Source organism: Burkholderia plantarii, assembly GCF_001411805.1.
GTDB classification, from domain to species: Bacteria; Pseudomonadota; Gammaproteobacteria; order Burkholderiales; family Burkholderiaceae; genus Burkholderia; species Burkholderia plantarii.
In genome coordinates, this window is the sequence record NZ_CP007212.1 from 3,054,061 (window position 1) to 3,078,706 (window position 24,646).

Sequence of the window (24,646 nt, forward strand, 5' to 3'; positions counted from 1 at the left end):
GTCTCAGTGAGTCGCGGCGCCGTCGCTCAATGATCGAGCGGCAGCAAAATCTGAAATTCGGTGCGGCCCGGGCGGCTTTCCACCTCGATCGTGCCGTCGTGCTGCTGCACGAAGGTCTGCGCGAGCGTGAGGCCCAGGCCGCTGCCGTCCTCGCGCCCCGACACGAGCGGGTAGAAGATCCGGTCGCGGATGTCCTCGGGAATGCCGGGGCCGTTGTCGATCACGTGCAAGTCCAGTGCCAGCTTGAACAGTTTCTTGCCGATCGTGATCTTGCGCGCCACGCGGGTGCGCAGCTCGATGCGCGCGTCGCCCTGCGCGATCCGCTCGCGCAAGGCCTGTGCCGCGTTGCGCACGATGTTGAGCAGCGCCTGGATCAGCTGCTCCTTGTCGCCGCGCAGGTCGGGCACGCTGACGTCGTAGTCGCGCTCGATCGTGAGCCCGCGAGGGAATTCCGCGAGCATCACGGCGCGCACGCGCTCGCACACCTCGTGGACGTTCACGTCGCCGACGATGTGCGGATGCCGGTGCGGTTCGAGCAGCCGGTCGACCAGCGTCTGCAGCCGGTCCGACTCCTTGATGATCACCTGCGTGTATTCGCGCAGCTCGCCGCGCTCGCGCTCGCCGAGCTCGAATTCGAGCAGTTGCGCGGCACCGCGGATCCCGCCCAGCGGGTTCTTGATCTCGTGCGCGAGATTGCGGATCAGGTGCTTGTTGACCGCGGTCAGATCGTGGATCCGCTCCTCGCGGTCGGTGCGCGACTGCCGTTCGTTCTCGAACAGCTCGACCAGCACGTAGTCGGGCGCGTCCTCCAGGAAGCCGACGATCGCGTGGACGTGCAGCGCCTCGCGGCCCGGCCGCTCGAGCACGGTGTCGAGATGGGTCGCCTGGAAGCGCCCCTCGCCGATCGCTGTGATGGTGGTGGCGAGTTCGGTGGAATTCGGGAACAGGTCGCTCCACGGCATCTGCGCGAGCTGGCGGCGCGAGATGTCGAGCATCGACTCCGCCGACGGATTGGCGAACGCGATGCGCAGCGTGCGGCGGTCGAGCACCAGCACGACCGTGGGCAGCGCCTCGAGCCCCGCGAGCAGCCCCGAGCGCATCAGCCGCTCGTCGTCCGACAGCCGTTCCGGCTGCCCTGCCCTGGCCTTGATCAGATTCTTCAGAACCATCTTGCTTGGGAACCCGTTCCTTGCTGGAAAAACCCTGCAACGAAAAAGGGACGGCCGGAGGCCGTCCCCTTCGTGTGTTCACGGCGCACGGCAGCTCGTTGCTCCCGTGCGCCGGACGGCGGGGCGGCGCTTCGCTCGATGACGTGACGAAGCGCCATCGCCGCTTACAGCGAGTAGTACATCTCGAACTCGACCGGGTGCGTGGTCATGCGGAACTTCGCGAGTTCCTGTTCCTTCAGGCCCAGGTACGCGTCGATCATCGCATCGGTGAACACGCCGCCGCGCGTCAGGAATTCGCGGTCCTTGTCGAGCGCTTCGATCGCCTGGTCGAGGCCGGCGCAGACGGTCGGGATCTTCGCATCCTCTTCCGGCGGCAGGTCGTACAGGTTCTTGTCGGCGGCCTCGCCCGGATGGATCTTGTTCTGGATCCCGTCCAGGCCGGCCATCAGCAGCGCCGAGAAGCACAGGTACGGGTTCGCCATCGGATCCGGGAAGCGCGTTTCGATGCGGCGGCCCTTCGGGTTCGACACGTGCGGAATGCGGATCGACGCCGAGCGGTTGCGTGCCGAGTAGGCCAGCTTGACCGGTGCCTCGAAGTGCGGAACCAGGCGCTTGTACGAGTTCGTGGTCGGGTTCGTGATCGCGTTCAGCGCACGGGCGTGCTTGATGATGCCGCCGATGTAGAACAGCGCCGTTTCCGACAGGCCGGCGTAGCCGTTGCCCGCGAACAGGTTCTGGCCGTCCTTCCAGATCGACTGGTGAACGTGCATGCCCGAACCGTTGTCGCCCACCACCGGCTTCGGCATGAACGTGGCCGTCTTGCCATACGAGTGCGCGACGTTGTGGACGATGTACTTCAGCCATTGCGTCCAGTCGGCGCGCTCGACCAGCGTCGAGAACTTCGTGCCGATTTCGTTCTGGCCCTGGCCCGCCACTTCATGGTGATGCACTTCGACCGGGATGCCGATCTGTTCGAGCAGCAGGCACATTTCCGAACGCATGTCCTGGAACGTGTCGACCGGCGCGACCGGGAAGTAGCCGCCCTTGGTGCCCGGACGGTGGCCCGTGTTGCCGCCTTCGAATTCCTTGCCCGACGACCACGGGGCTTCCTCGGAATTGATCTTCACGAAGGTGCCCGACATGTCCGTGTTCCACTGGACCGAGTCGAAAATGAAGAATTCCGGCTCCGGACCGAAGAACGCCGTGTCGCCGATGCCCGTGCTCTTCAGGTAGGCTTCCGCGCGCTTGGCGAGCGAACGCGGGTCGCGCTCGTAGCCCTTGCCGTCGGCCGGCTCGACCACGTCGCAGGTCAGCACCAGCGTCGCTTCCTCGTAGAACGGGTCGACGAACGCCGCCGCCGGATCCGGCATGAGCAGCATGTCCGACGCTTCGATCCCCTTCCAGCCCGCGATCGACGAGCCGTCGAATGCGTGGCCGCTCTCGAACTTGTCTTCGTCGAAGGCCGACACCGGCACCGAGACGTGCTGTTCCTTGCCGCGCGTATCGGTGAAGCGGAAATCGACAAACTTGACGTCCTCGTCCTTCACGAGCTGCATGACGTCGGCGACGGTTTTACTCATAACCTCTTCTCCTGGATTGAACAATTCCGGCGGACTGGGACCGCCTCCGTTAAGCGGATTGCGCCGGCTTCCGCGCCTGAGCGCAGCGGTGGCCGACATGACCGTGACATCTAAAGCAGCTTCCATGCCACCGGTGCGCCAGTTCGGCGCGACGCGCCATAACCCGCGCCGCGACGGGGACGCCGCGCGCGCTTTCGGGGCTTCGCGCGCACGTGCAGGCACGCCTCACGCACCAAATATAGGCAAAACCAGGAAAACCGCACCAAATTAATGCCAATCGCATGACGAAAGGCGATTCTGCACTGTTTTGGTGAAACGCGTGCCGCCGGCCCGCGCCCGGTCGTAGCGCGAAGCCCGCGCACCCTGGCCCCGCAGGCTAGAATGCCGGTTTGATTCGCACACGGAATGCCCGACATGACCACGCTCGACCAGCTCTACGCGCAAGCCGATCAACGCCGTGCCGAAGGCCGGCTCGCCTATGCCGGCGCGCTGCTGCCCGCCGAAGCCTTCGAACTGCTGCAGCTGGACCCGGCCGCGCGGCTGGTGGACGTGCGCACGCGCGCCGAGCTCGACTGGGTCGGCCGTCCGTTGGTGGGCGACAGCCAGTACGTCCACGTCGAATGGACGCGCTACCCGGGCGGCGTGCCGAATCCCGATTTCATCGCGCAACTGAAGACGCAGGCGCTCGCCGGCACCCCGATCGTGTTCCTGTGCCGCAGCGCGGCGCGCTCGAAGCTGGCCGCCGTGGCGGCCGCGCAGGCCGGCTTCACGAAGGCGTTCGACATCCTGGAAGGCTTCGAGGGGACCAAGGACGGACAGGGGCATCGCAAGACGGTCGAGGGCTGGTGCCATCACAAGCTGCCCTGGATCGGCGCTTGAACGTTGCCTGCCATCGTCCGGCCGGGCGATGACACACCGATGACGGGCCGCGCGAGCGGCCCGTGTCGTTTCCGGGCGCGTCGGCCGGCTGATCGACCAGGCCACTGGGGAAGCGGCCGAGGAGCGGGCTGACCCGGCACGGCCTCGCCCGGGCTGGCGTTGCCCCGCCGTCGGAGCGGCAGGCAAGCCCGGCCGGGTTCGGCCCGCGCCCGCTCAGCGCGGCGCCGCGTCGGGTTCGACGATGTCGCCACCGAGGTGGTGGACGCCCTCGCGCAGCTTCACGAACGCGGCGGCCACGGCCTCCGGCTCGCCCTTCACGCCGAGGTCGATGTGGCGCCGCGCATAGACGCCACCGCGCTCGGCGTCGCCGACGCTCGGCAGGCTGAACACGCGCACGCCCGGGAAATCGCGCTCGATCTGCTCCATCAGCGGCGTCAGCGTCGATTCAGGCAGCTCGAACACCAGCACCGAACGCTCGGCGAACGGCGTGGCGTGATGCAGGTGGGCGTACTTCGTGTCGAGCACCCATTCCATCATCGGCCAGGCCATCACCGGGAAGCCCGGCACGAAATGGATGTCGCCGCACGAGAAGCCGGGAATCTTGTTGTAGCCGTTCGGGATGATGCTCGCGCCGGCCGGGAACGTGCCCATCTCGAAGCGGTGGCGATTCTCGGGCGACTCGAAATCGACCGGCGCCGAGGCATCGCCATGCATCTCGCGGATCCGCTCCGAGATCAGTTGCTTCGCCTCCGGATGCAGTTCGAGCGGCACGCCGAGCGCCGCCGCCGCGCACTGGCGCGTGTGGTCGTCCGGGGTGGCGCCGATGCCGCCCGTCGAGAACACGATGTCGCCGGCCGCGAACGCGCGTTTGAGCGTGGCCGTGATGCGCTCGCGCGAATCGCCGACGTACTCGGCCCAGTCGAGCGCGAGGCCACGCGCGCCGAGCAGTTCGATGAACTTGGCGAGATGCTTGTCCTGGCGGCGACCGGACAAAATTTCGTCGCCGATGATGATGATGCCGATACTCATTCGTGCCTCGTCGGAACTTGGGGATGCGCGGCGGCGGCCGCGCGCAGGTCCTGCAGCGCGTGCAGGCAATAGAAACCGAACCACAGCGCCGAAAACACGAGGATGAACGCATAGACCCAGATCATCGCCGCCGCGACGAACGGGAACAGCACCATCATCCAGATCGACGATACCCAGACGAACGTCGGCACCGTGCCGAGCAGCCCGCTCGCGATGCCGATTCCGATCAGCGGCCAGCGGTGGCGGCGCACCAGCGCGCGCCGCTCGTCGGCGCTCGCATGCAGCGCGAGCGCGTCGTAGGTCATCACGCGGTAGGTGAGCCAGCCCCAGATCAGCGGCGGCAGCAGCGCGAAGAACGGCGGGATCAGCCACAGCGGCAGCGTGAGCACCAGCAGCACGATGCTGACGAGCGCCGCCCACAGCGAATTGAACACGCTGCCGTACCAGCTGCCGCCGCGCTTCGCCTCGAGCTGCGCGAACGGGCGCCGCGACAGGTGGCCGACCACGACCGGCATCGAGATGCCGGCGATCAGCAGCAGCACGGTCAGCACGATCAGCGGAATCGCCACCGCCACCACCACGAACGGCGCCACCACCGCGTGCAGTTGCGGCACGCCGATCGCGCCGAAGAAATGGTAGAGCCAAGCGGTCAGCGCGAAGCCGTCGAGCGCCACGCGCGTGAAGCCGACGAGCGGCTGCCACGCGAACCAGAGCACGACGCCCCAGCCGAGCGCGGCGACGAAAAACGGCATGAACGTGAGCCAGAGCATCCGCGGGTGCAGCGCGCTTGCGAATGCCCGGCCGAAGGAGCGCAGCAGATCGGTCATGCGGGCCTGGTCGAGGAGAAATCGGGAACGCGCAGCAAGGATAAACCAGGCGGCGCCCGCGCGCCAAAACGGTGAACGGGCCGGGCTGGAAGGCTGGGGAAACAGCGGCGGGCGGAACGGCGGTGGGCGGTGGGCGTCAGGCGGAGCGGGCGCGCGCCGTCAGGCGATGCGCGCAGCCGGAGCGCTGTCGGCGCGGGCCGGATACACGGCCGGGCGGCGAGCCGATGCGCCCCTGCCTTGGCCGATGAAACCGTGATGGGGAGGGAAAACCAACGCGGGAGCACGAAAAGCGCCCCCGGCAGGTAAAAAGGCAACGCGGAGCAAACGCGCCGCCGCCCTGCCTGACTGGCTCGCGGGCCGACCGCCCCGCGGCTACTTCAGGCCGTCTCGGCCGACACGCGCGGCTTGCGGCGCGCGAGGCGCCTCGTGATGCGCACCATGGCGAGCCAGTGCTGGGACCAGAAGCCCTCGCCATACGAGACGCCCTGGTATTGCTCGCGGATGCCGGTGGGCTCGAGCGTGCGGTTCCACGAGGCGGTGCGGAACAGCATGTCCCACCACGGGAACAGCACGCCGAAGTTGCAGCCGTAGGCGGTACCCTCGTGGCCGTAGCCGACCGCGTGGTGGCGCCGGTGGAACGCCGGGCTCACCAGCAGGCGCTCGCCGAGCCGGCCGAACGGCAGCACGGCGTTGGTGTGCTGGATGCTCTGCAGGAAGTTCGACACGGCGGTCAGCACCACGAACTGCGACGGCGGCACGCCGATCACGAGCGCGATCGCGGCGAAGAAGCAGCCCTGGATCAGGTCGTCCAGCAGGTGGTTGCGGTCGTCGGTCCACAGCGACATCTGGCGCTGGCTGTGATGCACGGCGTGCAGCTCCCACCAGACGCCGAAGCGGTGCTGCCAGCGGTGGTACCAGTAGCCGGCGAAATCGAGCACGACGAGGTAGATCGCGAACGCGACGAGCGGCTGCGAGGTCACGCCGGGCCACAGCGTGTCGAGATTGAGGTTGGCGACGCCCTTCACGCGCAGCCACGACTGGAAGCCGTCGAAGAACGGCTGCATCACGAAGAAGAAGAACAGCGTGAAGATGCCGAGCTTGGCGATCAGCGTGTAGATCACGTCCACGCGCGTCTCACGGCGGTTCGTCCAGGGCTCGGCCGGGCGCAGCGCCTCGAGCGGGCGCAGCAGCACGTACATCACCAGCACCTGCAGCGCGCCCACGATCACCCAGTAGAGCGCGTCGTAGGTGTCCTCGTCGTAGTCCATCAGGTCGAACTTGAATAACGCCGGCTGGACCACGTCGACGTAGAGCCAGGTCTGCAGGTTCGACACGAAGGTGTCGAGCATCGAGGCGAGCGCGTGAAGCATGGGCGAACTCCGGCCGTCAGGCGCCGTTCGGCGCCGTCACCGGCGCGCGGTCGTAGAAATAGATGCCGTGCGGCGAGCGGCCGACCGGGATCGTCTGGATCAGGCGCCGGCTCGCCAGGTCGATCACGCCGACCTTCTTGGCGAAGCGGAACGTCACCCACAGCGTCTTGCGGTCGGCCGACAGTTCCATGTCGTCGGGGCCGGGCAGCAGGCCGGTGATGTCGCCGACGTTGGTGAGCGTGTTCTCGTCGATGATGCTGATGGTGTTCGCGACGCGGTTCGTGACGGCCACATGGGTGCCGTCGGCGAGCGAGCGGAAGTTGTGCGCGCCCTTGCCGGTCGGGATCGTCTTGACGACCTTCTGGTCGCGCCAGTCCACCACCGCCACGTAGTCGGCGCCCGTCATGCCGACCAGCACGTACTTGTTGCCGGGCGTCATCCAGAGGCCGGCCGGCACCTTGCCGACCTTCATCTTCCACTTCACCGTCTGGGTCGGCAGGTCGATCGCGGCCAGTTCGCCCGACACCTGAAGCGACACCAGCACGGTGCGGCTGTCGTTGGTGAACGCGAGGTGGCTCGGCATCACCGCCAGCGGCACGCGCCTGGCCAGTTTCACGTTGTGGCCGTCATAGCTGTAGATGTCGACGCGGTCGAGCCGCAGGCCGGCCGCCACGAACCACTTGCGGTCCGGCGAGAAGCCGAGCTGGTAAGGATCGTCGATTCCCTCGACGGTGCGCTGCAGGGCGCCCGTGCGCGGATCGAGGAACATCAGGCTGTTCGAAACCGAATTCGCGACGATCAGCGAGGAATTGTCGGGCGTCGCCATCAGGTGATGCGGCTCCTTGCCGGTCGGCATGGTGCCGACCACCTGGTGCGAATTCTCGTCGATCAGCGAGAGCGTCGCCTCGGCCGAATTCAGCACGATCACGTTGTTGGCGAAGGCGGCCGGAGCGGCCGTGGCGGCCAGGGCGCCGACCAGCAGGGCGGCACGACCGAAAGACAGGAAATTGCGCATGAAGACCCACGTCGAGTGACAACCGTCATTGTAGAACGTTCGGGCGGCCGTCCGGTTGACCGGCGGCCGCCCCCCGTTCGTCGGGACGGCGGCGGCCGCGCTAGCGCTGCAACGACTCCCAGACCTTGTGCAGCCGCTTGACGGAGACCGGCATCGGCGTGCGGAGTTCCTGCGCGAACAGCGAAATGCGCAACTCCTCCAGCAGCCAGCGGAACTCGGTGAGCCGCCCGTCGGCCGCGCCGCCGCGCTGCGACACCGCCCGCTGGTAGTGCTGCGCGAGCGGCGCGAGCTCGGCGAGCTGGCGCGCGTCGCGGGCCGGGTCGGCCTTGAGCTTGTCGATGCGCAGCGCGATGCCCTTCAGGTAGCGCGGGAAATGCGCGAGCTGCGGGTACGGCGTGTCGATCACGAAGCGCTTGCCGACCAGCGCGTTCAGTTGCGCGACCATGTCCGCGTGGGCGGCGCCGAACGATTTCGCCTGCGCCAGCTTCCTGGCCAGCCCGACGTATTCGGCCAGGATCTGCCCGACCAGCCGCGCGATCTCCTGCGCGAGCAGGTTCAGGCGGCTGCGGCCCTCGTCGCGGCGGGTATGAAAGCTCGCGTCGTCGTCGGGCAGCGGGTCCTGCAGGCAGGCGCGGTCGAGCGCGGTGTCGATCAGTTGGTCGCGCAGCTCGTCCTGCGAGCCGAGCGTCATGTAATGCATCGCCATCTCGCGCAGCCCCGGCAGGTTCTTCTCCAGGTACTTGATCGGCTCCTTCAGCTGCAGCGCGAACAGCCGGCGCAGCCCGGCGCGGTGGATGCGCGCCGCTTCCTCGGGCGAATCGAACACCTCGACGTCGCAATGCGTGCCGCGATCGACGAGCGCCGGGTAGCCGTACAGCGTCTGGCCGCGCCGGCGGATCTCGAGCAGCTCGGGCAGCTTGCCGAAATTCCAGGTGGTCAGGTTCTCGTAGAGCGCGGTCGCGCCGCTACCACCCGCTTCGCCCGCGGTGCCCGCACCCGCGCCCGCGGCCGGCGCGGTGCGCGGCGGCGCCGAGCGGCCACCCGGCCCGCCCACGCCGCCCGGGCCGCGCTGGCCGCCCGCCGCGCCGGCCTGCAGCGGCGCACCGTCGGCCGCCTCGCCCGCCGGCGCGAGCGTGGCCGCCGCGGCGATCTTCTGGAAGTGCTGCTGCGCCTGCGCGCCCAGTTCGCCGCGCAGTTGCGCGAGGTTGCGCCCCATCGCGAGCTGGCGGCCGTGCTCGTCGATCACCTTGAAGTTCATGAACAGGTGCGCGGGCAGCGTTTCGAGCTTGAAGTCCGAGGCCTTCATCGCGATCTGGGTCTGACCGCGCACGTCGGTGATCAGCACGTCCACCAGTGCGCCGGCGCCGAAGCGCTCGGCGCCGGCGCGCCCGACGAAGCCGGCCGCGTAGTCGGGCAGCGGCACGCAGTGGCGGCGCAGCTTCTGTGGCAGCGACTTCAGGAGCAGTTGCACCTTCTCCTTCAGCATGCCCGGCACCAGCCACTCGGCGCGGCGCGCGTCCACCTGGTTCAGCGCGAACAGCGGCACCTGCAGCGTGACGCCGTCGCGCGGCGAGCCCGGCTCGAAGTGGTAGGACAGCGCCATCTCGACGCCGGCCATCGTCAGCCGCTTCGGGAACAGGTCGGTGGTCACGCCCGCCGCCTCGTGGCGCATCAGGTCGTCGCGCGACAGGTACAGCAGCCGCAGCTTGTCCTCGGGCTGGCCGCTCGCCTTCAGCTCGTCGCGATACCAGCGCTCGAACGCGGCGCCGGTATGGATGCCGGCCGGGATCGCCTGGTCGTAGAAGCCGTAAATCAGCTCGTCGTCCACCAGCACGTCCTGGCGGCGCGATTTATGCTCCAGCTGCTCGATGTCGGCCAGCAGCTTGCGGTTGTGCGCGAAGAACGCGAGTCTGGTGTCGAACTCGCCCTCCACCAGCGCGCCGCGGATGAACAGCTCGCGCGCGCGCGCCGGATCCTGCCTGCCGAACGCCACGCGCCGGCGGTGGTAGATCGTCAGACCATAGAGCGTGCCGCGCTCGAACGCGCTGACCTGCGCCGGACGCTTCTCCCAGTGCGGCTCGGACAGCGCCGTCTTCAGCAGGTGCGCGCCCACCTTCTCGATCCACTCGGGCTCGATCTTCGCGATGCAGCGTGCGTAGAGCCGGCTGGTCTCGACCAGTTCGGCGGCCATCACCCAGCGCCCGGCCTTCTTGACGAGCGCCGAGCCGGGCCACAGATGGAACTTGATGGTGCGCGCGCCGAGGTAGTGCGGCTCGTCGTCGGCCTTCATGCCGATGTTGCCGAGCAGGCCGGTGAGCAGCGACAGGTGGATCTGCTCGAAGGTCGCATCGACCTCGTTCAGGCGCCAGCCCAGTTCGCGCACCACCGTCAGCAGCTGCGAGTGGACGTCGCGCCATTCGCGCAGCCGCAGGTGCGAGAGGAAGTTCGCGCGGCACGCATCCACCAGTTGCCGGTTCGACTTCTTGTGCGCGACCGCCTCCTCGAACCAGGCCCAGATCTTCAGCCATTGCAGGAATTCGGAACGCTCGTCGGCGAACCGGCGATGCGCCTGGTCGGCCTGCTCCTGCGCCTCGATCGGCCGGTCGCGCGGGTCCTGCACCGACAGCGCGCTGGCGATGATCAGCACCTCGCGCAGCGCCTGCTGGTCGCGCGCGGCCAGGATCATGCGGCCGACCCGCGGGTCGAGCGGCAGGCGCGCCAGTTCGCGGCCGAGCGGCGTGAGCGCGTTGTCGTCGTCCACCGCGCCGAGTTCGTTGAGCAGCTGGTAGCCGTCGGCGATCGCGCGGCCCGGCGGCGGCTCGATGAACGGGAACGACTCGATCGAACTGAGGTGCAGCGACTTCATGCGCAGGATCACCGCGGCCAGCGACGAGCGCAGGATCTCGGGATCGGTGAAGCGCGCGCGGCCGGCGTAGTCGGCGTCCTCGTAGAGGCGGATGCAGATGCCGTCGGCCACGCGCCCGCAGCGCCCCGCGCGCTGGTTCGCGGCGGCCTGCGAGATCGACTCGACCTGCAGCTGCTCGACCTTGTTGCGGTACGAATAGCGCTTCACGCGCGCGAGGCCGGTATCGACCACGTAGCGGATGCCCGGCACCGTCAGCGAGGTCTCGGCGACGTTGGTGGCCAGCACGATGCGGCGCGCGTTCGACCCCTTGAACACGCGCTCCTGGTCGGCCGCCGACAGCCGCGCGAACAGCGGCAGGATCTCGGTGTGCGGCGGATGGTGCTTGCGCAGCGCCTCGGCCGCGTCGCGGATCTCTCGCTCGCCCGGCAGGAACACCAGCACGTCGCCGGGGCCCTCGCGGCACAGCTCGTCCACCGCGTCGACGATGCCGTCCATCAGATCGCGCTCGGCCTCGCGCGCCGTCTTCTGGCGGTCGCGCCCGCTCGCGGCGCCCTCGGCGTTGCGCACCGCCGCCGAGCGCTCGTCGGCGATCGGCCGGTAGCGGATCTCGACCGGATAGAGCCGGCCGCTCACCTCGATCACCGGCGCCGGCTGCGTCTCGCTGCCGAAGTGGCGCGCGAAGCGGTCCGCGTCGATGGTCGCCGAGGTCACGATCAGCTTCAGGTCCGGCCGCTTCGGCAGGATCTGGCGCAGGTAGCCGAGCAGGAAATCGATGTTGAGGCTGCGTTCGTGCGCCTCGTCGATGATCAGCGTGTCATACGCCCGCAACAGCGGATCGGTCTGCGTCTCGGCCAGCAGGATGCCGTCGGTCATCAGCTTGACCGAGGCGCCCGGCGCGAGATTGTCGGTAAAACGTACCTTGTAGCCGACCACCTCGCCGAACGGCGTACCGAGTTCCTCGGCGATCCGGCGGCCGGTGGACGACGCGGCCAGCCGGCGCGGCTGGGTATGGCCGATCAGGCCGCGGCCGCCCGCGCCGAGCCCGCGGCCGAGCGCGAGACAGATCTTCGGCAGCTGGGTGGTCTTGCCCGAGCCGGTCTCGCCGCAGACGATCACCACCTGGTTCCCGGCGATCGCGCGCGCGATCTCCTCGCGCTTGCCGGACACGGGCAGGCTCTCGGGGAACGTGATCGGCGGGATCGGGTTCGGCGTGACGGGCGGGCGGGCGGCGCGCGGCTCGCGGGGTTCACGCGGCGGGCGGCCCTCGCGCGGCTCGCGATCGGGACGGGCTTCGCGCGGCTCGCGCGGCGGCCGGCTTTCACGACCTTCACGGCTTTCGCCGCCTTCGCGCGGCGTGCGCTCGGCACGCGGCGTGCGCTCCGGCTGCACGGCGCGCGGCTCGCGCTTCGGGTTCGACGATTCGGTGGGACGGGCCGCTGGCGGCGCCTGACGCGGCTCCGGGCGCGCCGCCGGCTGCGCACCTTGATCCGCCGGTGCATCCGAGCGCTTCGGTGCGGAGCTTTTGGGTACATTCGACATGGGGGCGCATTATAATCCCGCCCATGAATTCCCAAACCGACCTCCCCGCCGTCCCGACCCCGGCGCCCATCGATGCGACCGCGATCAGCCACGCGCAGTTCGTCGACTGGATGCGCTCCGTCGCGCCCTATATTCACAAGTTCCGCAACAGCACGTTCGTGATCGGCTTCGGCGGCGAGGTCGTGCAGCAGGGCCTGCTGAACGCGCTGGTCGCCGACATCGCGCTGCTGCAGGCGATGGGCATCCAGATCGTGCTGGTCCACGGCTCGCGCCCGCAGCTGGAAGAGCAGTTGAGCCTGCACGGCGTCGAGTCCGAGTTCTCGCACGGGCTGCGCGTCACCGACGCGCGCGCGCTCGAATCGTCGAAGGAAGCGGCCGGCGAAGTGCGTCTGGACATCGAGGCGGCGGTCAGCCAGGGCTTGCCGAACTCGCCGATGGCGCACGCGCACATCAGCGTGGTGTCGGGCAACTTCGTGACGGCGCGACCGGTCGGTATCCTCGACGGCGTCGATTTCCAGCACACCGGCGTGGTCCGCAAGATCGATGCCGAATCGATCCGCCATTCGCTCGCGAGCCGCAAGCTCGTGCTGCTCTCGCCGCTCGGCTTCTCGCCGACGGGCGAGGCGTTCAACCTGTCGATGGAGGACGTTGCCTCGGCCGCCGCGATCGCGCTGCGCGCCGACAAGCTGATCTTCCTGACCGACGCGCCCGGCCTCGTCGACGAGGAAGGCGAGCTGATCGGTGAAATGTCGCTCGACGCGGCCGCCGAGCTGCTCGACTCCGGCAACCTGCAGGGCGATCAGGCGTTCCACCTCAAGCATGCGATCCGCGGCTGCCGGGGCGGCGTGGCGCGGGGCCACCTGCTGCCCTACTCGCTCGACGGCGGCGTGCTGCTCGAACTGTTCCTGCACGACGGCGTCGGCACCATGATCTCCTACGAGAACCTGGAAAGCCTGCGCGAGGCGACGCCGGACGACGTCGGTGGCATCCTCACGCTGATCGAGCCGCTCGAGAGCGACGGCACGCTGGTGCGGCGAGGCCGCCACCAGATCGAGCGCGACATCGACCACTTCTCGGTGATCGAGCACGACGGCGTGCTGTTCGGCTGCGCGGCGCTGTATCCGTATACGCAGGAGAAGATCGGCGAGATGGCCTGCCTGACCGTCGCGCCCGAGGCGCAGGGTTCCGGCGACGGCGAGCGCCTGCTCAAGCGCATCGAGCAGCGCGCGCGGGCTCGCGGCCTCACGCGCATCTTCGTGCTGACGACGCGCACCGAGCACTGGTTCCTCAAGCGTGGCTTCGTCAAGGTCAACGTCGACGACCTGCCCGAAGACCGCCGCAAACTCTATAACTGGCAGCGCAAGTCGCTCGTGCTGATGAAGCAGCTCTGAGCGGCGCCCAAGCGCGCGCCCTCCCCAGTCGATTACAGGAGAAGTCAACGATGTCCCGTATGGTTCAATGCGCAAAGCTCGGCCACGAAGCCGAAGGCCTCGATTTCCCGCCACTGCCGGGCGAACTCGGCAAGCGGATCTATGAAAACGTGTCGAAGGAAGCGTGGCAGGGCTGGCTCAAGCAGCAGACCATGCTGATCAACGAGAACCGCCTGAACATGGCGGACCCGCGCGCGCGCCAGTATCTCGTCAAGCAGACCGAGAAGTATTTCTTCGGCGAAGGCGCCGACCAGGCGACGGGCTTCGTGCCGCCGACCGAGGGCTGAGCGCTTCGCCTCCGCCGTGCGGCGCGCTCGCGTTGCACGACATCGTCAGTGCCGCGTGGATGACGCGCGGCACGTGACGGCCCCCCTCCCGCCCCGCCTTCTCTTCCGCGGCTTCCCTCGCTTCTCGCCGGTTTCGTCCTGCCCCGCCCTGCAGCGCCCCATCCCGCGACGACGTCGAACAATTTCAGCGTCCGCGCAAAAATAACGCTGGATAAAAGTGCGCGATGCCGCTATGATAACGCCTCGATTCGCGCCAAGGCATGGATCGCGTCCCGCCGGACGGAATGAGATGGAAAAAAGGCTTGACGCAGTAACAAAGCCCCGTCATAATTCAAGGCTCTTTGGGCGGTTAGCTCAGCGGTAGAGCACTGCCTTCACACGGCAGGGGTCACTGGTTCGATCCCAGTACCGCCCACCAAAGAATTCACGGTGCCTCACGGCATCGCAGCAAAAAGCCCCATGATGAAAGTCATGGGGCTTTTTGCTTTTCAACGCATTTCCATCGCGATCGCTTTCCTGCCGCGCCGGCGCATCCGACAACCGGGCGCGGCATCGCGCGCCGTCCGGACCGCTGGACGCGGTGGGCGACCACTCGCCCGCCGAGGCGGTGGGGCCTATTCGCTCGACCACATCGTCGACGCCGTGCGCAACGTGCTTGGCCTGCATCGAGCCGGGCCGCGCGGGAGGATCGCGTTACCGTCGTTTCCGATCGAGGCCGGCGAACTGCCGCGGCACGTCGGTCGCCTCAGGTATCGCGGCGCTCCGCTCCACTTCGGCCGCCACCGGACCCATCGCTACGACGATCCCGAGCAGACCTACTGGATACGCCATCTCGGCCGCGACCGTTCCACGGCACTGACGGAATCGGTGTTGCACGAGCATGAGCGGGACCGCGCTTCGCCGCAAGCCGGGCCGTTCACGCGAAGCCCTTCCTACGCATACCCGCGCCCGCCAATGAAAAACGGCCCGAATCCCGCGATCCAGGCCGTCATGACGACGCCGTCCATCAACCCGCCTCACTGCGCCTTCGCCGCTACGTGCCCCGCGCCGTTGCCGCCGCCCACGTAGCGCAGCATCGACAGTTCCTCGCGCACCTTGCCCGGATCGCTTTCGAGCGACGGCGTGAGCGGCCCCGCCACCAGCGCGAACGGCACCACCATGCGCACGTACTTCGTCTCGCCCTGCGTGAGATAGAACGTGAGCGGCCGGTCGGGCGCGCTCGAGGTGGTGACGGTGTACTGCCCGGCCGGCTCGTCGAGATAGAAGAAGCCGCCGCCCGGTATCTCGCCGGCGGGCCGGTCGTTGACCTTGACGTGGTCGCCGCTCGCCAGGCCGAGCTTCGCCTGGCTGCGGAAGAACACGATGCGCCCCTGCCCCGCGGCCGGTGCCGGCACCGAGGCCCACATGTCCCGGTAGATCGGCTTTTGCGGCCGGGACGCGCATCCCGCGAACGCGATCGTCGTCGCCAGTACCGTCAACGCAGCGCCCGTGCGCCAGTTCCACCTCATCGTCGTGTCCTCCGGATCGTGACGCTTGTCGCGACGAAACCGGCACGCGGCCGGCCTCCCGTCAGTCCAGCATAGACGATTCGACTCGCCGTCGCGACCATCGTCGCCGATACGCGACGCCGCTTTGACAATCCGAAACATTCCCGCGGCACGCCGCAAACTTGCCGTGACGATTCGCGACCAACCGCGTGGCTGACCGCATGGCCAGGCCTGATGGCCGTGCCGCGCGGCACGCGACCGACCCCGCGATCGAAGCCGCGCCGTGCCGCCCCTTCGCCTCTCACGCGGCGCCGATCTGCCGCGCCGTCGAGGCGATCGCCTGCGCCGCCTTGCCGACGATCTCGTCGACGTCCTGCGTCGTCACGACGAGCGGCGGCGACAGCAGCATGCGATCGCCGGTCGCGCGCATGATCAGATTGCCGTTGAAGCAGTAGTCGCGGCAGATCGCGCCGACCTCGCCGCCGTCGGCGAAGCGGCGCCGCGCGGCCGGGTCCCGCGCGAGCTGGATGCCGGCCACGAGCCCGGCGCCGGCCACCTCGCCCACGATCGGGCTGCCCGCCAGCGCCTCGCGCAGGCGCCGCTGGAAATACGGCCCGATCTCGGTCTTCACGCGCTCGACCACGCCGCCCTCGCGCAGCACGCGCAGGTTCGCCACCGCGACGGCCGCCGCCACCGGATGCCCGGAGTAGGTCATGCCGTGATTGAACTCGCCATGTGCGACCAGCGCGTCGGCGATGCGATCGGACAGCGCCACGGCGCCCATCGGCACGTAGCCGCTCGTCAGCCCCTTGGCCAGCGTCATCAGGTCGGGCGTGAAGCCGAAGTGCTGATGCGAGAACCACTCGCCGGTGCGCCCGAAGCCGCCGATCACCTCGTCGGCCACCAGCAGCACGTCGTACTTGCGGCAGATCCGTTCGATCTCGGGCCAGTAGGCCGCGTCGGGAAAGATCACGCCACCCGCGCCCTGGAACGGCTCGCCGATGAACGCGGCCACGTTGTCGGCGCCGAGTTCGAGGATCTTCGCCTCCAGCTGCCGCGCGCGCTCGAGCGCGAACGCCTCGGGCGTCTGGTCGGCGCGCGCCTCGCCGAAGAAATACGGCTGGTCGATATGCACGACGTGCTCGACCTTCGACGGCATCTGCTCGTGCATGTAGTCCATGCCGCCGAGCGTGCCGCCCGCGATGGTCGAGCCGTGATAGCCGTTGCGCCGCGAGATCACGTATTTGCGCTCGGGCTGCCCCTGCGTGAGCCAGTACTGGTACACGACGCGCAGCACCGTGTCGTTGCCTTCCGAGCCGCTGTTGCAGTAGAAGAAACGGTTGAACGCGGGCGGCGCGATCTCGGCGAGCAGCGCCGACAGCTCGATCACGGGCGGATGCGTGGTCTTGAAGAAGGTGTTGTAGAACGGCAGCTCGCGCAGTTGCCGTGCGCCGGCCTCGATCAGTTCCTCGCGGCCGTAGCCGACGTTCACGCACCAGAGCCCGGCCATCCCGTCGATGATGCGGTTGCCGTCGGAATCGCGCAGGTGGACGCCGTGCGCGCCGGTGATCACGCGGCTGCCGGCGCGATTGAGCGCGCCCATGTCCGAGAACGGGTGCAGGTGGTGCGCGGCGTCGAGCGCGCGATACTCGGCCGTCGAGCGCGCCCCGGCCGCGGCCGGCGCGCGCTCGGCCTGGACGTAGGCCGATTCGCCGATTCGTTGCGTCATGATGGATCCTCCGTTGGGCGGCGCGAACGCCGCGGATTCGGGTTTCGTCACACGTGCAGCAGCAGATGGCGCCGCTCCCACGAACTGATCACGCGGAAGAACGCCTCGTATTCGGTTTCCTTCAGCGCCAGATACGCCTTCACGAACTTCTCGCCGAGGATCTCGGCGAGCGGCGTGGAGGCGGCCATCAGCGTGAGCCCTTCCTCGAGGTTGCGCGGCAGCTGGTACGGCAGGCTGTAGCCGTCGGCCGCGAGCGGCGCGGTCGGACTCAGGCCCTGGGTGATGCCGAGATAGCCGGCCGCGAGCGTGCCGGCCAGCGCCAGATACGGGTTGCAGTCCACGCCCGGGATGCGGTTCTCGATGCGCCGCGCGGCCGGCGCCGCGTGCGGAATCCGGAAGCCGACCGTGCGGTTGTCGTAGCCCCACTGCACGTTGATCGGCGCGGCCATGAAGCGCGACAGCCGCCGGTACGAGTTGATGTACGGCGCGAAGATCGGCATCAGCGCCGGCGTGTATTTTTGCAGGCCGGCCAGGTAGCTGCGGAACATGTCGGTCGATTCGCCCTGGGCGTCGACGAACAGGTTGCGCCCGCTCTCCACGTCGACGATGCTCTGGTGGATGTGCATCGCCGAGCCGGGCTCGTTCTCCATCGGCTTGGCCATGAAGGTCGCGTACATGTTGTGGCGCAGCGCGGCCTCGCGCACGGTGCGCTTGAACAGGAACACCTGGTCGGCCAGCGCGAGCGCGTCGCCGTGCTGGAAATTGATCTCCATCTGCGCGGCGCCGACCTCGTGGATCAGCGTGTCGATGTCGAGCCCCTGCATGTCGCAGTATTCGTAGATGTCCTCGAACAGCGGGTCGAATTCGTTGACGGCCTCGATCGAGTACGACTGGCGGCCCGTCTCGGCGCGCCCGGTGCGGCCCACCGGCGGGCGCAGCGGCAGGTCCGGGTCCTTGTTCATTTCCACCAGGTAGAACTCGAGCTCGGGCGCCACCACCGGCCGCCAGCCCTGCTGGCGGTACAGCTCCAGCACGCGGCGCAGCACGTAGCGCGGCGAGATCGCCACCGGCGAGCCATCGAAGTGGACGCAGTCGTGGATCACCTGCGCGGTCGGATCGACGGCCCACGGGATCAGGCAGATGGTGGACGGATCGGGCACGCAGACCATGTCGGGATCGGTCACGCCCGACAGCGAGCCGTCCTCGGGATAGTCGCCGGTGACGGTCTGCACCATCACTGCCTGCGGCAGCCGCATCGATTCACCGGTTTCGAACTTGTTGCGCGGAATGATCTTGCCGCGCGCGATGCCGGCCATGTCGGGAATGATCGCTTCGACTTCGGTGATCCGGTGCTGCTTCATGAAATCGTCAAGGTCTTGCATGTCAGCCTCGTTGAGATGATTGCCGGCGTGTTCCAGCGCGCGGCGTCGCGCCCGCGGCCGCCTCGGCCACGCCGCGCACGCGGGCCCGGCAGGCGTCGCCGAACGCCGCGAAGATCGCCCGCGACAGCGGATGCTTCGCGAATTGCCATTCCGGATGCCACTGCACGCCGAGCACGAAGCCCGGCGCGTCGCGCACGCTCACGGCCTCGATCAGCCCGTCGGGCGCGACCGCCTCGGCCACGAGCCCGTCGCCGAGCCGGTCGATCCCTTGCGCGTGCAACGAATTCACCCGGACCTCGGCCGCGCCGCCGGCCAGCCGCGCGAGCAGCCCGCCCGGCACCAGCCGCACCGGATGCGCGGGGCCGTACTGCGCGTCGAGCGGCGCGGCCTTGTCCTCGCGGTGATCGGCGAGGCCCGGGACGTCGTGCAGGCGCTGGTGCAGCGTGCCGCCGAACATCACGTTGAGTTCCTGCAGGCCGCGGCAGAGCGCGAGTACCGGAACGCCGGCCGCGATCGCCGCGCGCGCGAGCGGCAGCGTGGTGGCGTCGCGGGCCGGATCGTGCAGCGTGCCGGGCGCGCTGGCGGGGCCGTGGTAGCGCCGCGGCTCGAGGTTCGAATAGCTGCCGGTCAGCAGCAGCCCGTCGATCGCGGCAAGCAGATCGGGGACCGGCTGCCGCTCGCCGAGCGCCGGCAGCACGAACGCGAGCGCACCGGCGCCGTCGACCACGGCGTCGAGGTATTTCTCACCGGCCGAATGGCTCGGATGCGGCCCCGCCATGCCGCGATCGGCGCTGACGGCCACCACGGGGCGGACGGTTCGGGATCGGTTCATGCTGGCTCCGGTTCGACAGGCATGCCGCCTCGCGCCACGCACGACAGGACACGCGCAAACGCACCGGCCCGCGCGGGCCGGCGGCAGCGGATCGGGTAACGGATCGAAAAACGACGACGGGCGCGGCAACCGCACAGGAAAACGCGCCGGCATGCAGCACACGCCGTCGCGACACGAGCCGCGGGCGGGCTCGCCGCCGCGCGGCCGGCACGCGCGAGGCAGGCGCTAGGGCAACAGCGAAGCGGCGTGGTACGGCCGCAGCGCGCTGTGCGCGCGGGCCGCGCCGACGTTGAAGCGGCGCACGCCGCGCCGGGACATGGCGGGCGAGGAATTAGGCAGGCTAGGGCTGGCGCGATACTCGCCGCTGCCGGTTTCAGGGAACTCGACGGCGCGCGGCAGGGCCGCGTCGCGCGTTCGATCCCGTTTGACCAGGGGGCCTCGGACTCTCACGATCACACTCGACTGACTGTTTAAAGTATTGAACGCGTCGGGCGCCGTGGTGACAAAACTGGCACGATCGCTCGACACGCCGGCTGGCCGTCGGGTCCGATCGGAAGGAGCGCGCATCGCGCGAGCTGGCGTCATTCGGGCCAGAGTGATCGGCATGACGACTTGCTGTCAACCAGCTTAACGGATTTCAAGATAGCGTCAATCGGGTTTCAAAATTCCCGATCCGGTGTTTACCCTGAGGTTCGCGGCGCCCGCGCCGCTTAAAATATTCGACAGATCCGGCGGCCGCGCGGCCCGCCGCCGACCGGAATCCGCCCTGTCCTGCCGCCCGCCGAGCGCGGGCCGGAGCCGCCCGATGTCCGTCGAAGTCGCCACCCGCCTGCAGTTCGTCCGCAAGAAGCACGGCCTCTCGCAGCGCGAGCTGGCCAAGCGCGCCGGCGTGACCAACGGCACGATCTCGCTGATCGAACAGAACCGCGTGAGCCCGTCGGTCGGCTCGCTGAAGAAGCTGCTCGAATGCATCCCGATGAGCCTCGCCGAGTTCTTCACGTTCGAATTCGAGGACGACGCGCCGGTGGTCGCGCGCCGCGACGAGATGCCGAATCTCGGCGACGACGCCGCGCCGTGCTTCCTCGCCGGCGCGGCGGTGCGCAACCGCGCGATCACGCTGCTGCGCCGCGTCTACGCGCCGCTCGCGGGCTCCGGCGCCGAGCCGCTGCGGCACGCGGGCCAGGCCGGCGGCATCGTCATCGCGGGGCGGCTGGAGCTGACCGTGGCCGGCCGCACCTGGCAGCTCGATCCCGGCGACAGCTATTATTTCGAGGCCCGCCTGCCCCACCGCTTCCGCAACCCGAGCGCCGACGAGCCCTGCGAATTCGTCTCGGCCAGCACGCCGCCGGCCGAATGAACGCCACCGCGCGCCGGCGCACGAACCACCCCGCGCGCATCCGGAGCGTTCCGGCGCGCCTGTCCGACAGGAGCTTCCGATGAAGTCCACTCTCGCCTACTGGCAGGATCTCGCCGCGTCGCTGTCGATCGAAGGCCGCGCGTTCATCGACGGCGCGTATCGCGATGCCGCGCACGGTCGCCGCTTCGACTGCGCGAGCCCGATCGACGCACGGTTGCTCGCGCAGGTGGCCGACTGTGGCGCCGAGGACGTCGACGCCGCCGTGGCCGCCGCGCGCCGCGCGTTCGACGGCGGCGGCTGGGCCGGCCTCGCGCCGCGCGAGCGCCGCGCCGTGCTGCTGCGCTTCGCGGCGGCGCTGCGCGAGCACGCCGACGAACTCGCGGTGCTGGAAACGCTCGACGCCGGCAAGCCGATCGCCGACACCAGCTCGGTCGACATCCCCGGCGCCGCCTACTGCGTCGAATGGTTCGCCGAGGCGATCGACAAGGTCGGCGGCGAGGTCGCGCCGGTCGATCCGAAGCTGGTGGGCCTCGTCACGCGCGAGCCGGTGGGCGTGGTGGCCGCGATCGTGCCGTGGAATTTCCCGCTGTTGATGGCCGCCTGGAAGTTCGCGCCCGCGCTCGCGGCCGGCAACAGCGTGGTGCTGAAACCCTCCGAGAAGTCGCCGCTCACGGCGCTGCGCGTCGCGCGGCTCGCGTTCGAGGCCGGCATCCCGGCCGGCGTGTTCAACGTGGTGCCGGGCGCCGGCGAGCCGGGCCGGCTGCTCGCGCTGCATCGCGACGTCGATTGCGTGGCGTTCACGGGCTCGACCGCGGTGGGCAAGCAGATCATGCAGTGCGCGGGGCAGTCGAACCTCAAGCGCGTCTGGCTCGAACTCGGCGGCAAATCGCCGAACATCGTGCTGCCCGACTGCCCCGACCTCGACCGCGCGGCCGCGGCGGCGGCCGGCGCGATCTTCTACAACATGGGCGAGATGTGTACGGCCGGCTCGCGCCTGCTCGTGCATCGCGAGATCCGCGACGCGTTCGTGGCGAAGCTGCTCGACGCGGCCAAAGGCTACCGCCCCGGCAATCCGCTCGATCCGGCCACCTCGATGGGCGCGATCATCGACGCGAAGCAGCTCGACCGCGTGCTCGGCTACATCGAGACCGGCCGCGGCGAGGCCAGGCTGCTGGCGGGCGGCCAGCGCGTGGAGGCGCATCCGGGCGGCCTCTACCTCGAGCCGACCGTGTTCGAGACCACCGCCGGCGCGCGGATCGCGCGTGAGGAAATCTTCGGGCCGGTGCTGTCGGTGATCGTGTTCGACACGCTCGACGAGGCGATCCGGATCGCCAACGACAGCGACTACGGGCTCGCCGCGGCCGTCTGGACCGGCAGCCTGACGACCGCGCACGAGGTATCGCGGCGGCTGCGCGCGGGCACGGTCTGGATCAATTGCTACGACGAGGGCGGCGACATGAATTTCCCGTTCGGCGGCTACCGGCAGTCCGGCAACGGCCGGGACAAGTCGCTGCATGCGCTCGAGAAATACACCGAGCTGAAATCGACGCTGATCCGGCTGCGCTGAGGAAGGCGCCGCCGCGTACCCAATCGATCACCCGCCATTCAACGATAAGCGAGCGCCGTCTTCACGAGCGTTTCGAGCAGCGGGCCGACCACCTCGGCCTTTCGCTCGTCGTAGGCGTAGGGCCGCGTTTCCTCCATGTAGGCGATCTGCGCGAGTTCGAGCTGGACCGCATCGACGTTCGCGTCCGGCGCGCCGTACTGGCGCGTGATGTAGCCGCCCTTGAAGCGGCCGTTCGCCACCGCGGTGTAGCCGCCGTGTCTCGTCACGACCTCGGCCAGCGCCTCGCCGAGGCCGGGCGCCGCGCTCGCGCCGTTCGCGGTGCCGAAATTGAAGTCGGGCAGACGCCCGTCGAAGAAACGCGGCACCTGCGAGCGGATCGAATGCGCTTCCCATAGCAGCACGCGGCCGTGCCCGGCGGCCAGCCGCGCGATCTCGCCCTGCAACGCGTGGTGGTACGGGTGCCAGTAAAGGTCGCGGCGCCGCGCGATCTCGGCCGCGTCGGGCATGCCGCCTTCCGGATACAGCGGCGCCTTGTCGAACGTATCGACCGGCACGAGCCCGGTGGTGTCCTGCCCCGGATAGAGGTTCGCGTTGTCGGGCGGCCGGTTCAGGTCCACCACGTAGCGCGCGTGCGAAGGCACCAGCACCGAGCCGCCAAGCGCGCGCACGAAGCCGTAGAGCCGTTCGAGATGCCAGTCGCAATCGTCGACGTGGCGCGCGACGGGCGTCATGGTGCGTGCGATGTCGTCGGGCAGGTGGGTGCCCGCGTGCGGAATCGACACGACGAGCGGCACGCTGCCGCGATGCAGGGTAAAGACGGCCGGTTGGTCCGCGGAGTTCATCGTTCGAAGTCCTTTCGAGGAGTCGAGAGTGCCGGTTGGGGGAAGCCCGGGAAGCGCGCGCTCAGCGCAGCAGCGCCGCGAGCGCGCGGCGGTAGCCCGCGTAGGCCGCCGCCTCGTCGCGATGGCGGCGCGCCTCGACCACCTGCTCGCCACCGGTGTAGACGTCGAGCACCGGCGTCTCGCCGTGCTCGGCGAACACCGCGCCGGACAGCCAGTGTCCGCTGCCGCGCTCGGCAAGCGACGGATGGTCCGGATCGAACACGATCCAGTCGGCGCGGCAGCCGGCGCGCAGCGCGCCGACCGCGCGGCCGCTCGCGCGCGCGCCGCCGGCGAGCGAGGCCGCGAACAGCCGGTCGGCCACGCGCGGCTCGCTCGCGCCGGCCAGCACGTTGCGCTCGCGGCGCGCGAGCCGCTGGCCGTATTCGAGCAGGCGCAGCTCGGCGCGCCAGTCCACGCTCGCGTGGCTGTCCGAGCCGATCCCGATCGCACCGCCGCGCGCGAGGTAATCGACGGCCGGGAACAGGCCGTCGCCGAGATTCGCCTCGGTGGTCAGGCACAGCCCCGCCACGGCGCCGCTCGCTGCCAGCGCGGCGGTTTCGGCCGCGTCGACGTGGGTGGCGTGGACAAGGCACCAGCGCGCGTCCACCGCGAAGCGATCGAGCAGCAGCTGCACCGGCCGCAGCCCCGTGCTGCGCACGCAGTCGTCCACCTCGGCGGTCTGCTCGGCCACGTGGATATGGACCGGCGCGTCGGCGGGCAGGCCCGCGAGCAGCTCACGCAGGCCGGGCTCGGACACCGCGCGCAGCGAATGCGGCGCGATCCCGTAGCGCAGGCCGGCGTGCTCGGGCGCCGTCGAGCGCAGCGCGTCGAGCAGCGCGAGCAGGCCGTCGGCCGAGTGGATGAAGCGGCGCTGGTCGTCGCGCGGCGGCGTCTCGCCGAAGCCGCTGTACTGATAGGCGACCGGCAGCATCGTGATGCCGATCCCGGCCTCGCCGGCCGCATCGACGACGCGCCGTGCCAGTTCCTCATGGCGCGGATAGCGCGCGCCGTCCTGCGCGTGATGCACGTAATGAAATTCGCAGACCGAGGTGTAGCCGCACTTCAGCATCTCGACGTAGAGCCAGCGCGCGATCGCGGCCAGCGACTCGGGGGTGATCTTCAGCGCGAAGCGGTACATCAGGTCGCGCCAGCTCCAGAAGCTGTCGGACGGGTTGGCGCGGTACTCGGTGAGCCCCGCCATCGCGCGCTGGAACGCGTGCGAATGCAGGTTCGGCATGCCCGGCGCGAGCGGGCCGCGCGCGCGCGCGACGCCGGGCGGGCAGTCGGCGCCGGCGCGCACCTCGCTCAGCACGCCGTGTTCGTCCCAGCTCAGCAGCACGTCGCGCTGCCAGCCCTCCGGCAGGAACGCATGGTCGGCAAACAGCATGGCCTGTTTCATCGTGTCGGATTCCGTTCGAAA

The 24,646-nt window shown here is 69.3% G+C and carries 20 protein-coding genes and 1 tRNA gene; 7 read left to right on the plus strand and 14 right to left on the minus strand.

Annotated features, from left to right (window positions below; genetic code table 11):
- Positions 1-26: 26 nt before the first annotated feature.
- Positions 27-1,169, minus strand: a complete 1,143-nt coding sequence (gene glnL, locus bpln_RS13015) for a nitrogen regulation protein NR(II) (RefSeq protein WP_055138999.1) — start codon at positions 1,167-1,169, stop codon at positions 27-29.
- 164 nt (positions 1,170-1,333) lie between these two features.
- The gene (gene glnA, locus bpln_RS13020) at positions 1,334-2,749 is read right to left on the minus strand and encodes a type I glutamate--ammonia ligase (protein WP_042625512.1); all 1,416 of its coding nucleotides are present in this window, start codon (positions 2,747-2,749) and stop codon (positions 1,334-1,336) included.
- A gap of 414 nt (positions 2,750-3,163) precedes the next feature.
- Between glnA and bpln_RS13025 the strand changes: the two genes are divergently transcribed.
- Positions 3,164-3,628, plus strand: a complete 465-nt coding sequence (locus bpln_RS13025) for a rhodanese-like domain-containing protein (RefSeq protein WP_042626694.1) — start codon at positions 3,164-3,166, stop codon at positions 3,626-3,628.
- 213 nt (positions 3,629-3,841) lie between these two features.
- Here the strand turns inward: bpln_RS13025 and bpln_RS13030 are convergent, their stop codons facing one another.
- The 5 genes from bpln_RS13030 to hrpA form a co-directional block, all read right to left on the minus strand.
- A complete protein-coding gene (locus bpln_RS13030; RefSeq protein WP_055139000.1) occupies positions 3,842-4,657 on the minus strand; it encodes a competence/damage-inducible protein A in 816 nt (271 codons plus the stop codon).
- Positions 4,654-5,484, minus strand: a complete 831-nt coding sequence (locus bpln_RS13035; protein ID WP_042625514.1) for an EI24 domain-containing protein — start codon at positions 5,482-5,484, stop codon at positions 4,654-4,656. The genes bpln_RS13030 and bpln_RS13035 overlap by 4 nt, the downstream gene beginning before the upstream one ends.
- Positions 5,485-5,861: 377 nt before the next feature.
- A complete protein-coding gene (locus bpln_RS13040; protein WP_055139001.1) occupies positions 5,862-6,854 on the minus strand; it encodes a sterol desaturase family protein in 993 nt (330 codons plus the stop codon).
- A 16-nt stretch (positions 6,855-6,870) separates the two neighbouring features.
- On the minus strand, positions 6,871-7,869 hold the full coding sequence (locus bpln_RS13045) for a YVTN family beta-propeller repeat protein (protein ID WP_042625516.1): 999 nt from the start codon (positions 7,867-7,869) through the stop codon (positions 6,871-6,873).
- A gap of 100 nt (positions 7,870-7,969) precedes the next feature.
- Complete coding sequence (gene hrpA / locus bpln_RS13050; protein WP_055139002.1) at positions 7,970-12,274, minus strand: ATP-dependent RNA helicase HrpA; 4,305 nt, start codon at positions 12,272-12,274, stop codon at positions 7,970-7,972.
- Positions 12,275-12,297: 23 nt separating this feature from the next.
- On the opposite strand from hrpA, the gene argA reads away from it, so the two are divergent.
- From argA to bpln_RS35530, 4 genes are all read left to right on the plus strand, one after another.
- Positions 12,298-13,665 (plus strand): amino-acid N-acetyltransferase, encoded by a 1,368-nt coding sequence (gene argA, locus bpln_RS13055; RefSeq protein ID WP_042625518.1) that lies wholly within the window; start codon positions 12,298-12,300, stop codon positions 13,663-13,665.
- A gap of 50 nt (positions 13,666-13,715) precedes the next feature.
- The gene (locus bpln_RS13060; RefSeq protein ID WP_042625519.1) at positions 13,716-13,991 is read left to right on the plus strand and encodes an oxidative damage protection protein; all 276 of its coding nucleotides are present in this window, start codon (positions 13,716-13,718) and stop codon (positions 13,989-13,991) included.
- Between the two features lie 343 nt (positions 13,992-14,334).
- Positions 14,335-14,409 (plus strand) — tRNA-Val (locus bpln_RS13065).
- Between the two features lie 41 nt (positions 14,410-14,450).
- Positions 14,451-15,059 (plus strand): hypothetical protein, encoded by a 609-nt coding sequence (locus bpln_RS35530; protein ID WP_148654017.1) that lies wholly within the window; start codon positions 14,451-14,453, stop codon positions 15,057-15,059.
- On the opposite strand, the gene bpln_RS13075 is transcribed toward bpln_RS35530, so the two are convergent.
- From bpln_RS13075 to bpln_RS37755, 5 genes are all read right to left on the minus strand, one after another.
- Positions 15,008-15,499 carry a DUF2846 domain-containing protein gene (locus bpln_RS13075; RefSeq protein WP_055139004.1) on the minus strand — a complete coding sequence of 164 codons (492 nt, stop codon included), beginning with the start codon at positions 15,497-15,499 and terminating at the stop codon, positions 15,008-15,010. The two genes, bpln_RS35530 and bpln_RS13075, sit on opposite strands and share 52 nt — an antisense overlap.
- 280 nt (positions 15,500-15,779) lie before the next feature.
- Positions 15,780-17,207 (minus strand): aspartate aminotransferase family protein, encoded by a 1,428-nt coding sequence (locus bpln_RS13080; RefSeq protein WP_055139005.1) that lies wholly within the window; start codon positions 17,205-17,207, stop codon positions 15,780-15,782.
- A 47-nt stretch (positions 17,208-17,254) separates the two neighbouring features.
- A complete protein-coding gene (locus bpln_RS13085; protein ID WP_055139006.1) occupies positions 17,255-18,589 on the minus strand; it encodes a glutamine synthetase family protein in 1,335 nt (444 codons plus the stop codon).
- 1 nt (position 18,590) lies between these two features.
- Positions 18,591-19,421, minus strand: coding sequence for a gamma-glutamyl-gamma-aminobutyrate hydrolase family protein (locus bpln_RS13090; protein WP_042625523.1), 831 nt, complete (start codon positions 19,419-19,421; stop codon positions 18,591-18,593).
- A 225-nt stretch (positions 19,422-19,646) separates the two neighbouring features.
- Entirely contained in the window at positions 19,647-20,027 is a 381-nt protein-coding gene (locus tag bpln_RS37755) for a hypothetical protein (RefSeq protein ID WP_226993562.1), read from the minus strand.
- Between the two features lie 199 nt (positions 20,028-20,226).
- Here bpln_RS37755 and bpln_RS13100 point away from each other — a divergent pair, with 199 nt between their 5' ends.
- Positions 20,227-20,778: a cupin domain-containing protein gene (locus bpln_RS13100; protein WP_042625524.1), complete on the plus strand. Its 552-nt coding sequence runs from the start codon at positions 20,227-20,229 to the stop codon at positions 20,776-20,778.
- A 79-nt stretch (positions 20,779-20,857) separates the two neighbouring features.
- Positions 20,858-22,345: an aldehyde dehydrogenase gene (locus bpln_RS13105; protein ID WP_055139007.1), complete on the plus strand. Its 1,488-nt coding sequence runs from the start codon at positions 20,858-20,860 to the stop codon at positions 22,343-22,345.
- Between the two features lie 38 nt (positions 22,346-22,383).
- On the opposite strand, the gene hutG is transcribed toward bpln_RS13105, so the two are convergent.
- Together hutG and bpln_RS13115 are read right to left on the minus strand one after the other, a co-directional pair.
- Entirely contained in the window at positions 22,384-23,187 is an 804-nt protein-coding gene (gene hutG / locus bpln_RS13110) for an N-formylglutamate deformylase (protein WP_055139008.1), read from the minus strand.
- A gap of 61 nt (positions 23,188-23,248) precedes the next feature.
- Positions 23,249-24,625: a formimidoylglutamate deiminase gene (locus bpln_RS13115; protein WP_055139009.1), complete on the minus strand. Its 1,377-nt coding sequence runs from the start codon at positions 24,623-24,625 to the stop codon at positions 23,249-23,251.
- Between the last annotated feature and the right edge of the window lie 21 nt (positions 24,626-24,646).